We start from the raw sequence: 10,747 nt of genomic DNA, 5'->3' as shown, positions 1-10,747 counted from the left end.
CCAGGGAACGCCTGCGCCGGCTGCCGCCTGCTTGCCCTTCGGCTGCCAGGACGCGACCTCGGCCATGTCGGCCGGGCGGTCCTTCGGGTCGGGCGCGAGCATGCGGGCGAGAAGCGGCTGCAGGCTCTTGTCCAGCGCGGCGACGTCAGGCACGCGCCGCCGCTTCTCCAGGATCTGCATCTGGGTGCCGCCCATGTCGAGAGGGCGGCCGCCGAGCGCCTCGGCGAGGACGAGACCGAGGCTGTAGATGTCCGATTTGCCGGAGACTTCGCCGCCGAACAGGCCGAGCTGTTCAGGCGAGACATAGTTGTACTTCCCAGCGAAGCCCGTGCCGATGACGGTCTTCTCGCCCAGCAGGTTCGATTTGGCTATGCCGAAATCGATGATCTTGGCGCGCCCGACCTGACCGCCGGGCAGGATGATGTTGTCGGGCGAGACGTCGCGATGGGTGATCCCCAGCATGTGCGCGGCGTGCAGGCCGCTGGCGATGCGCCGGCGCAGCAGGTCGACCTCCTCTGGCGATAGCGGGCCCTGCTTGAGCCGCTCCGACAGGGGCTGTCCGTCGACGAACTCCATGGCGAGGTAGGTCGCCTGAGTGCCGGGATCGACGGTGAAGACGTAGTAGCGGACGATCGCCTCGTTGTAGACATTGTGCAGCGCCGCGGCTTCCTTGCGGAATAGGGTGACGACTGCCTCGTCCTGCGCCATGTCGGGGCGGACCATCTTGATCGCCACCGCATCGCCGGTCTGGATGGCCCGGCCCTTGTAGACCTCGCCCATGCCGCCGACGGCGATCAGGCGCTCGATCTCATAGATGCCGTTCAGCCTGGTGCCGGCTGAAAGCCCGTTGCGCGGCATGATGATCGTGCGCTCGGAATCGGTCATGAGGCCTCGTTCTTCGGCTGACGCATGTTCGGCATCCAGCGGGTCTGCACGCGGCGATCGTGATGATAGCGGACAATGACGACGGTGACATTATCGCTCGCTCCGCGCTCGAGCGTCAGCGCCAGCAGGGCATCGCACGCACCCTGCACATCCGGGCCGGATGCTGCGCGCAGGATCTCGTCATCCTCGACATGGCCGGTCAGGCCGTCGGAGCAGAGCACGAAGGTGTCGCCGCCTTCGAGCTCGCCATGGTCGATTTCGAGGGAGGGCAGGTCGTGGACGCCGATGGCGCGGGTGATCACATGCCGGCGCGGCCAGTTCCGCGCCTCTTCGGCGCTGAGCAGGCCCCGATCCATCATATCCTGGGCCTCGGTATGATCGCGCGATATCTGCGTGATGAATCCGTGGCGGACGAGGTAGATCCGGCTATCGCCCGACCAGACGCAGGCGAAGTGACTGTCATGCGCCAGCAGGACGGCGAGCGTCGATCCCATTGTCGCGCCCGCGAGCGCCTGGGCCCGCCGGCGCAGCTCGGCATTGGCTGCGAGCACGCTCTGTTCCAGCCGCGCCAAGAGGTCTGCGGCCGAGATGGCGGGACCGATGCCGTCGAGCGCGGCGGCGACGGTCGCGCTCGCCATGGCGCCGTTCTCGTGCCCGCCCATGCCGTCGGCCACGGCCCAGAGCCCGAATTCCGGCCGCGTCACCAGATTGTCCTCATTGTGGCTGCGCACGCGGCCGGGATGGCTGATCGCGCCTGTCTCGAAGGTAAGCGTGGCGCCGACATGGTTCATGACGCTGCTCCCACACCCAGAAAGGCGTCGAAGCGGCCGGTCAGGAGGCCGCTGAACAGATAGGGGCTCGGCAGAGCCTGGCCGACCAGGGCGAGCGGCTCGAAGTTCTCGCCACCGACGGTCCAGAAATAGCAGGCATGGGCGTAGGAACGCGCATGGTCCTCGACCCGCAGCGCCGCCAGTCGGGCAGGGAAGCTCGCCGGCTCGAGCGCGCTGACGATGGTGCCGTCGGACAGCCTGACCATGTCGACCGGCGGGGCGGCCTTCAGCTCGTCATTCGGAACCGGCAACTGGGCCAGAGCCTCGGCAACCGTCTCGAAGCTCGCCTCGGGCTCCAGTGCATTCAGCAGGAAATCCTCGGCGCGGTCGAACCACGCATCCTGCGGGTCTGTCTCCGGAGGTGGGATCGCCGTGCCGGGACCCGCGACCGCAAAGACCGTGAGCGGGAAGTAGCGGCCGATCCCGTCGACCGAGGGCATGAAGGCGCCTGCAACGGAGCTGCCGCCATAGGCGGAGCCGAGCCAGAAGCGCCAGATCGGCGCGTGCAGGAAGGCATCCTGCCAGCCGGCGCCGAGATCGAGCCGGCTTGCGGTCAGCCCGCCCTGGAGCCAGGGTTCGTAGACCGAGAGAAAGGCCGTGGGCGCCCCCAGGGCGATGAAGTCGCGCTTGCCCGGCAGCTTCCCGAACAGCCCGCACGCCATGTCTAAATCCCCGTCGGACAGCGGATTTCGCGCAGTGCCGGCAGCACCAGCGGGTTCTTCAGCGAGCCTACGCCGAACTGGTAGCCGACCTGGCGGCCGCCGGAGGCGAGCGTGAAGACGACATTGTCGCCCTGGCGCAGCACCGAACCGGCATCGAGCAACCGGAAGAACGACCAGACTCCGTCGCGCTCGAACAGCTTGACCTCGCTTGGCGCGGCCGGCGTCGGGCTGTTCGAGAAGAAGCCGCCGCCGAAGATGCCCCCCGCATTGTTGCTGCCGGCGCTGCCGCCGAGCGTCAGGGTGACCGAGGTCCTCGCCAGCCCGGCGCCCGGCCACATCACCGGCGTCGGTGTGTTGACGCCCTGCTGGCTCGCCACCGTGAAGCCGTTGATCTCGAGCTTGGCGCCGGAGGCGTCGGAGGAAAGGGCGGTCGGCACCACCACCATCTGGAAGGAGGGCAGGTTGCCGCCGGTCGGGAAGAAGGCCTCGCGGATGTCGCTGGCGCGCTGGAACTCACGCAACGTCGTCGGCGAGAGCGCGCGGGCGACGCGGCTGTCGGCGCGCCAGGTCCATTGCGCGCCGGATTTGTCGATGTAAGGGTCGAGCCGCTCCTTCAGGAACTTGTCCATCGCGCCGGTACCGGGGGCGAAGAGCTGGGCGAAGTCCGACAAGGCGATGTCGCGGGTGCTGCCCTTGGTGAAGGGGTAGCGATTGGCGAGGAGATTGGTGCAGGTGCGGCTGACTTCGTCGCCCAGCGCCTGGCGCAGCAGCGAGATGGTCGCGCTGGTAGCGTCGCCCTCGAAATCGTTGACCGCCGAGACGATCATCGCATCGAACGGGGCAGGATAGCGCGAGGAATTACCGCGCAGCGAGGCGATCAGCGGAACCATTGCCGCGTTCGCAGCCGCCGACTGGGCCGGCGTGGTCGCCGCCGTCGCAAGGTTCTGGTTGATCTCGGCGAAGATCTGCAGCGCCTGATCGACCGGGCGGCGTCCGAGATCGCCGTCGACCAGGACATGGTACGGCTTGAACCCGGCCTCGATATTGGCGCCGAGCGCTTCGCTGCCGCCCGAGAGCACCCGGTCTACACCCGGCGCGCTCAGCGGCAGGGAGGTGCCGAGCCGGCCGAGCGCCGCATTGGCGCGCTCCTCCAGCGTCTTGGCCGCAGCCTCCTTGCCGGCCTGCGCCGCCGCCTGTGCGGCGGAGGGTCGCCGCGCGGCGCGCTCCTTGGTCAGCTGCGTCTCGTCGCGGACCGATTCCAGCAGTTGCTTGAAGGGCGAGGTCGGCGCGGCGATCGCCGAAAGCGCCACGTATTTGGGCTTGTCGGCATTGAGCGGGCGCAGCTTCAGCCGGCGCAGAGCGCGCTGCCAGGATGCTGTAAAGTCGCGTGAATAAAGCTTCAGAAGGTCTTGAAAAAGACTGGCATATTGCGATGTAATCGCGGCCTGATCGACATTCTCGCCGAGAACCCAGCGCTCCTTCTCGATACGCTCGCCGATATCGCCGAGGCGGTCGACGAAGGCGTTCTGGAAGCCGTCATAGGTGTAGAAATAGGGTACGCGGATCGAGTCGAGATCTTCGCCCGAGACGCCCTCGAACACCAGACGGACATCGGAGCCGCCGCGCTGCGCCGCGACCCAGTCGCGGTTGGCGTTACGCCCCTGCGTGCGCAGCAGCTCATAGGCGCGCTCGGCGATGCTCATCCGCCGCAGGGTCTGCTGGCTGGTCTCGATCAAGGTCTGGTTGAGCTTGACCAGCGGCTCGTCGCCCTCGTCGAGATCGAGCAGGGCGGTCAGGTGTTCCTCCAGCGCCTCGCGGCCCTTGGCGTTGGCGGCACCGGGGAAAAGGTTCTCGGCCCAGTCGAGCCTCATCCAGGCGAGGACGAGATCGCGGTCCAGCTTCGCCCGGCCGCCGATCATCAGATAGACCTTGAGCGCCTCGTAGATGAAGCCCGGATTGTTGGCGTTGGCTTCGAGCTGCTCTTCGAGGCGGAAGATGATGCGCGAGCGCAGCATCCGCTCCAGCGCCTCCTGATAGCTGATCTGCGTCGCCGATTGCAGGCGCTCGCGCTGGCTCAGGCCGAAGGTCGCTGCGACGGGCGTCGGCTCGTCCTTGCTGGCATAGCCGGCCGGCATGTGCCGCAGCTTGTGCAGCAGCGGCAGGACGCGGCTGAAGTTCCGTTCCGAGATCGTCGTCTCCTGCAGCACCGGGGCGGCGCTCGAACGGTAGTCGGCGAGGGCGTAATTGGTCTGGTTGATCAGGTCGCTGTTGCGCGAATAGCTCGTCCACCACAGCCCGGCGAGCGTCGCCGCGACCAGCGCCACGGCGGTGAAACCGGCGGCGCGCAGCAGCGCCGAGCGCCGCGTGGCGCGCAGATCGGTCGAGACCCAGCCGGACTCGCCGATGATTACCTTCTGGATCAGGTCGGTCAGGAAGTAGCTCTTGCCGCGGCCCGAGAAGCTGCCGGCGCCGGCATGCTCGCTGCCGAAATTGCGCGAGAGCGCGCCGATCAGCTGGTCGATCGGCGTGCCTTCCTGGGTGCCGGAGGTGAAGTAGAAGCCGCGCAGCGTCGCGCTCTGCTGGTAGCGCGTCGGCTCGAAGACACGGCCGAGGAAGTCGACCACGATCGGCTTGAGCGCCGCCATCTGGCTCGGCAGGCCGAAGAGGTGGGCGCGCGCGGTCGGGTTGGGCTCGTCCTGCAGGCGGTCGGAGAGGCGCTCGTTCAGGCGCTCGATCAGCGCGTCGAACTCCGGCGGTACGTCGCCGATCATATTGCGGGTCTTGTCGAGGGTCTGGAAGGTGTGGCCCCAGACCATGCGCCGCTGCGGCTCGGAGAGCCCGCCGAAGAACTCGTTGAAGCCGGCGATCAGATCGGCCTTGGTGAAGACCGCATAGACCGGGAAGTCGATCTTCAGGCGCTCGTTCAGCTCGAGCAGACGCGCGCGGATCGCCTCGGCATGGGCGGCGATCTGTTCCGGCGTCGAGGTCAGCAGATCCTCGACGCTGATCGCGACCATGACGCCGTTGATCGGCTGGCGCGGGCGGTTGTGCTTCAAGAGATCGAGGAAGGCGAGCCAGCTCGCGCGCTCGGCCTTCGTGTCTGTGTCCTGGGTGGTGTAGCGGCCGGCGGTGTCGATGAGCACCGCCTCCTCGGCGAACCACCAGTCGCAATAGCGGGTCCCGCCATTGCCGGCGACCGCGGCCGGGGCCTGGCCGCCGCGCGCCAGCGGGAACTTCAGGCCGGAATTGACCAGCGCCGTCGTCTTGCCGGCGCCGGGCGGGCCGATCATCACATACCAGGGCAGGTCATAGAGATAGTCGCCGCCATCCTTGCCGCGGGTCCGCTTCAGCGTTGCGAGCGCATCGCGCATCGCCGAGCTCAGCGCCGCGCTATCGCTGGTCGCGCTTTCCTCCTTGGACAGTGCCTCGCTCAACGCCGCCACGGCCTTGCGCCTGCGGATGATGGTGAGGGCGATCCAGGCGGCCGCCCCCAGCACGAGGAGCAGGACGAGCGGCAGTCGCACGAAGAGCGGCTCGAACGGGCGCACGTCGCCGATCGCGACGAAGGGGCCTCCGAACCAGACCAGCAGGGCCAGGGCCAGCGTGCCGACAGCGATTGCGACGATCCTGAGCCAGATCGCGACGTTCATTTCGTGTCGACCTCCCTCATGGCTTCTCTCGCTGCTCGTTTTGGATCTAGCTTTCGCGCTGGATCAGGATCTCGACCCGGCGGTTCTTGGCGCGTCCCTCGGGTGTGGTGTTGCTGGCGATCGGTGCGTCGGGGCCCTTGCCCTCGACGCTGATCCGGTCCTTCTGGTTCAGCTTGGTCTTGAGCAGTTCGCCCACCGCCTTGGCGCGCTCCAGCGACAATTGCTGGTTGGAGGGGAAGCGCGCGGTGCGGATCGGCTGGCTGTCGGTGTGGCCGACGACCTTGATCGCCCCCCCTTCCTCGTTCAGCACCGCGGCGATCCGCTCGATCAGCGGGCGGAACTCGTCGCGTACCACCGCTTGGCCGGGCTCGAACAGGGTGATGTCGACGAGCCGGACGATGATCAGGTTAGGCGTGACCTGGCAGGTGATCGGCGGGCGCACCGCGGCGCAGACCTTCGGCTGCTGCGCCGGTGGCGGCAGCGGTGGCGGAGGCTTGGCAAAGACTTTCCGGACGATTGAGAGCTCGCCCTTGGGATGGACCGCGAGCAAGGCGGAAGCCGAGGCCTCGGCATTGCCACCGAGCAGCGCGCGGAAGATGAAATAGAGGCCGAGCACCGCGACGGCAGCGACGGCGGCGACGGACCAGACCGGAATTTTGAAGCCGGCGATGCGCGAGACCAGGGCCTGCCCTTGCCAGCGCGGCGACAGTTCCGGATCGGGCTGCTTCACCCGCCGCAGCGTCTCGAACAGACTGCGCTGGATCATCTGCAGATTGGCGGCGCCGCCGGCCGAGGTACGGTGGATGCCCTCGAAGCCGAGTGCCAGACAGGCATGCATCAGTTCGAGCAGGTCGTAGTTGACGCCCGGGTCGCGCTTGGCACGGTCCAATTCCTCGAAGAAGCGCACGCCGCCGGTGCGCTCGCCGAAGAAGCGCGAGAGCATGCTGTACTGCGTCCAGACATGGCGATCCTCACCGGGGATGTTCTGGACGATGTCGTCGGCGAAGGCGCAGAGGATGTATTTCGCGGTACGCGTCTGCTCGGGCGAGGCTCCGGCCGCCCGGACCTCCTGCTCGAAGGCCTCGATCGTTTCGCCGACCTGGCCGATCATCTGAGTGGCCGGCGCGCTGCTCAGCGAGGCGCGCATACGCCCGAGCAGCAAGAGCAGGGGGCCGGCCGCCTTGAGCATCGGATTGGCGTTCGGCGTAAGCATCTGCTCGCGCTTCGGCAGGGTTTGCGGGGCGTAGCCCGGTGGAGGCGGGGTGCTCGGCCGCGGCGGTGGGGTCGAGAGCCACTCCTCGCCGCCGGGAACGCCGGGTGAGGGCGGCGCGGCATGCGGGTACTGGGGCGCCGTCGACGGGTTGTAGCCATAGGGCGAGGCCGGCTGCGGCGGGTAGCCCGGCGTGGCGGCCTGGGGATCGGGGCCTGACGGTGAGGGCGCTCGCCTTCCGGCGGGGTTCGGCTTGATGATCGTTCGGTCCGAGCGGCCGAACGGATCGTACGGCGAGCCCTTGTCACTCATCTCCTGCCCTCGAGCACGGCCCAGAGCTCCATTTCGAGGTCGGGCCAGTCACCGGAGAAGTGCATGCCGATCGAACTCGCCGTGCTGAACTCCGGCCAGAGCGGCGACGTGCGGTCGAGATAGAAATAGACGTGGTCGGTCAGCGCCCGGATCTGCGGCGGCGGCGTCGGCACATGGACGAGGTTGATGCCCGGCAGATGGGCATGGACGATCTCGTTCATCTTGGTATTGGGGCCGACCTTGAAGAGATGCGGGAACTGCGCCTGGATCTCGGTCAGCGGCCGGCGCGCCGCGACCTCGAGGATCAGCGTCGCATTGCGCACCAGAGCCCGGTCGCGGATCGTCGACATGAAGGCGTTCGGCGCACGCTCGACGATTTCGAGGCGGATGGCGCGGCGGCCTAGCTGTGCCGAGAGAAAGTCCTGGATGTCGCGAACGACCGGCGTGAAGCAGCCCTCGAGGTCGTCATGATCATAGGTGGGGTAATCGCGGGCGCGGCGCTCGGCGGTGGTGAAGGTGGCGAGCTCGCCGGCGATGGCAAGCAAGCTCACGAACAGGCGCTCGGGGTGCACGAAGCGCGAGCCGCGCATATGCTTCAGCACCGGAATGTGCCGGTTGAGCATCTGCAGGATGAAATAGTCGGCGCTCTGCAGGCCGCCGCCCGCCGTCGGGTCCGCAGCGTAGCGGGCAAGCTCTTCCAGCTTGTTGTCGATCCAGCCGATGACCCGGTCCATCCAGCCGTCGACGACCGGATGGGCCGAGCAGACCAGGATCGGCGGGGCGAACTTCTCGTCGAACAGGACGGCGCGATCGCGCACTTCCAGGATGCGGCCGAGGGCAAGGCCGACAAAGCCAGGCTTGGCTGTCTTGCGCAGCTCCAGTGCCATGCGCGGATGGGCGATGTCGATCTCCTCCTCGATCCGCAGCGAGGCGGTGGAATCGATCAGCATTTCCGTGGACGGAAAGAAGCGGCTGGCGCTGCCGTTCAGGCTGTCCTCGACCTCGCGGGTATTGGCCGAGGCGAGCGGCAGCGAGAGCCAGGCGACCTGCCCGGCGGCATTGTCCGGCACTTCGATCGCCGGCGGCAGCGGCGAGTTGTCGGGCATGGCGAAGGGGGTGCCGTCCGGCATCACGCCGACGGCGCGGCGCAGGCCGATGCGGCTTTGCTGGGCGAGGTCGTGGTCGATCTCCAGCACCGAAAACCCCCACGGGTAGGGCGTGGTGTGCCGAACGCGGTTTTCCAGCAGGTTCTCGAGGTAGCGGTCGTTCTGCTGCAGATGGTGCGGTCGCAGGAACAGGCCTTCAGACCAGACAACCTTGCTGTACCACGACATCCGGTTCTCGCTATCTCTAGGCTAGGGCAGAAGCATATACAGCTCGTCAACCAGCGTCACCCTGCAACGTGACGTATTCGCAAGGCGCGACTTCAGCAGTCGGAAGCGCTTTCGCTGCGGCAAGGCTGCGAAACCGTCGCAAGCCGGGGCAGATGGCTGTAGGTTGACGGCTGCGCGCAGCCGTATGTGGTGGAGTAGGAGCGTGATGCAGGCCTCACAAGCGCTGGATTGTGATCGCGGCGGCCGCTTCCAGGCCTTCCACGGCGGCTGAGATGGGCAAGCGCAGCTCTCCCGATCCGGTTGTCGAGCAGGCCGAGTTCTTTCGGCTGGTCGAAGTCGAGCGTTTCCAGAGCGATCCGGACCTTGCGATCTGGCACGGACGCTCGCGCAATGCCCGGGTCGCGAAGGTGCTGGCCTTCATGGTCCTGATCCGGGCCCCCGGACGCCCCGGCAGGCCGCTTTCCGCGGCGCCGATGGTGGTCTGCAAAGGGGCCAGCCAGCAGTTCTTCAGCGCTACCGGCGACGACCAGGCCGCGCATCTGCTGCCGGGGCAGCTCTTGATCGACAATGCCGAGCCGTGGCTCTACCTGCAGGGCGAACCGGCCCGGCTGCTCCAGAACGAGTTCGCCTATGTCGAGCCCATCCACGCCAACTTCAATCGTGCGGACTGGTGGGCCGAGCGGAGCGGCATGGTCGAGGCCTTCGCCGATGCCTGCCGCGCGGTGCTGACGGGAACCGGCGCGCCCGAGCGCGATGTCGCCGACGCCTATGCCCGGATCTGGACGCCGGGAGCGCTGGTAGGGATCGCCGCCGGCGAGGCCGCGCTACGCGCCAAGCCACAGGTGCCCGACCTCGTCTTCGAGGAGCCCGACGGCACCAACCACAACATGATCGCGAACCTCGAGGAGAGAGGCGCGGCGATGAACGAAAAGGGCCTGCGGAACCGCTTCGAGCAGTTGAGCATGCTCGACTACTACCGGGCGAGCTTCGACGAGACTCCGCGCGAGCTTGAGCCGCAGGCGATCCGCATGCTGCTCGAACTGTGAGCGCGGTCAGGCTCAGCGACCGCCGCGGTCGTAGCACTCGGCGAAATAGAGCATGAAGGCGTCGACCAGCCCGTCCTCATAGGGGGCGGTCTTGGCCTCCCACCGCGCGACATAGGCGTCCCAGAGCTTGCTCTTGCGCGAGGAGAGCAGGCCTTCGAGGCCACGCTCGGTACTGACGCTTTCCGATACGGCCTGGGGATCGAGATCCTCGACCAGCATGCGCAGCGCGTGCTGCATGGCCGAGTAGGTCTTGATCTGGTGGATTTTCAGATCATTGAAGCTCTCCTCGAACGCCTTCTGGGCGTTGAGATAGCCACTGGTCGGCCGCCCGAAGATCAGTTTCAGTGCATCGTCGATCGTCGGCGAAAACTTCAGCGGGTTGTTGTCCTGCGCCTGGATCATCGTCTGGTTGGCGCTGCGGGCAACCCGCTTGCTTTCGGCCCGCGCCGCCAGCAGTTGCTTCAGCTCGACCGCGATCAGCCGCATCAGCATGCCGGTCTGCTCGGCGAAAGCGCCGGGGTCCTGCCATGCAAGTTCCTCAGCCGGCAGGCCGGCGCCTCGCGCGAAGCGGGCGATGAACTCGGCCGGGGAGATCGCGGGCACGCCTGCCGGAACAGGCTGAGGAGGCGGCGAGGGCGTCGGCGGCGGTTGATGAGGCGGCACACCGAAGCCGGATGGCTGCGGGGCGGCGGTCATCGGCTCGCCCCAGGGATCGCCCGCCGGCGGCTGGCTTAGCGGCCTGCGTGGTGTCGGGATCGGGGCGATCGGCTCGGGCTCCGGCGCCGTTGGCGGTTGATAGGGGGCCCAGGCCAGATCGT

At 67.5% G+C, this 10,747-nt stretch carries 8 protein-coding genes; 1 reads left to right on the top strand and 7 read right to left on the bottom strand.

Annotated features, from left to right (window positions below):
* From RKE40_RS28985 to tssK, 6 genes are all read right to left on the bottom strand, one after another.
* The coding region (locus RKE40_RS28985; protein ID WP_316021629.1) for a serine/threonine-protein kinase at positions 1 to 885 on the bottom strand (885 nt) is incomplete at its 3' end.
* Positions 882 to 1,676, bottom strand: a complete 795-nt coding sequence (locus RKE40_RS28980; RefSeq protein ID WP_316021628.1) for a PP2C family protein-serine/threonine phosphatase — start codon at positions 1,674 to 1,676, stop codon at positions 882 to 884. The genes RKE40_RS28985 and RKE40_RS28980, both read right to left, overlap by 4 nt.
* Positions 1,673 to 2,377, bottom strand: coding sequence for a type VI secretion system-associated protein TagF (gene tagF / locus RKE40_RS28975; RefSeq protein ID WP_316021627.1), 705 nt, complete (start codon positions 2,375 to 2,377; stop codon positions 1,673 to 1,675). Before tagF ends, RKE40_RS28980 begins: the two co-directional genes overlap by 4 nt.
* A gap of 2 nt (positions 2,378 to 2,379) precedes the next feature.
* Positions 2,380 to 6,027, bottom strand: a complete 3,648-nt coding sequence (gene tssM, locus RKE40_RS28970; RefSeq protein WP_316021626.1) for a type VI secretion system membrane subunit TssM — start codon at positions 6,025 to 6,027, stop codon at positions 2,380 to 2,382.
* 46 nt (positions 6,028 to 6,073) lie between these two features.
* Complete coding sequence (gene tssL / locus RKE40_RS28965; RefSeq protein WP_316021625.1) at positions 6,074 to 7,549, bottom strand: type VI secretion system protein TssL, long form; 1,476 nt, start codon at positions 7,547 to 7,549, stop codon at positions 6,074 to 6,076.
* Positions 7,546 to 8,883 carry a type VI secretion system baseplate subunit TssK gene (gene tssK, locus RKE40_RS28960; protein WP_316021624.1) on the bottom strand — a complete coding sequence of 446 codons (1,338 nt, stop codon included), beginning with the start codon at positions 8,881 to 8,883 and terminating at the stop codon, positions 7,546 to 7,548. The genes tssL and tssK overlap by 4 nt, the downstream gene beginning before the upstream one ends.
* A 272-nt stretch (positions 8,884 to 9,155) precedes the next feature.
* Here tssK and RKE40_RS28955 point away from each other — a divergent pair, with 272 nt between their 5' ends.
* Positions 9,156 to 9,929: a hypothetical protein gene (locus RKE40_RS28955; protein ID WP_316021623.1), complete on the top strand. Its 774-nt coding sequence runs from the start codon at positions 9,156 to 9,158 to the stop codon at positions 9,927 to 9,929.
* A 12-nt stretch (positions 9,930 to 9,941) separates the two neighbouring features.
* Here RKE40_RS28955 and tagH read toward each other — a convergent pair.
* Positions 9,942 to 10,747, bottom strand: an 806-nt coding sequence (gene tagH / locus RKE40_RS28950; RefSeq protein WP_316021622.1) for a type VI secretion system-associated FHA domain protein TagH, incomplete at its 5' end; no start/stop codon positions are given.

This window comes from Allobosea rubneri, assembly GCF_032464875.1.
GTDB classification, from domain to species: Bacteria; Pseudomonadota; Alphaproteobacteria; order Rhizobiales; family Beijerinckiaceae; genus Allobosea; species Allobosea rubneri.
Note: the sequence above shows the minus strand (reverse complement) of the source record. Positions and strands in the feature narration are given on the sequence as shown.

Excerpts from the sequence above, each read along its gene's own strand:
- RKE40_RS28955 (WP_316021623.1), top strand. The coding sequence starts at position 9,156 with ATGGGCAAGCGCAGCTCTCCCGATCCGGTTGTCGAGCAGGCCGAGTTC.
- tagF (WP_316021627.1), bottom strand. The coding sequence starts at position 2,377 with ATGGCGTGCGGGCTGTTCGGGAAGCTGCCGGGCAAGCGCGACTTCATC.
- tssK (WP_316021624.1), bottom strand. The coding sequence starts at position 8,883 with ATGTCGTGGTACAGCAAGGTTGTCTGGTCTGAAGGCCTGTTCCTGCGA.
- RKE40_RS28980 (WP_316021628.1), bottom strand. The coding sequence starts at position 1,676 with ATGAACCATGTCGGCGCCACGCTTACCTTCGAGACAGGCGCGATCAGC.
- tssL (WP_316021625.1), bottom strand. The coding sequence starts at position 7,549 with ATGAGTGACAAGGGCTCGCCGTACGATCCGTTCGGCCGCTCGGACCGA.
- tssM (WP_316021626.1), bottom strand. The coding sequence starts at position 6,027 with ATGAACGTCGCGATCTGGCTCAGGATCGTCGCAATCGCTGTCGGCACG.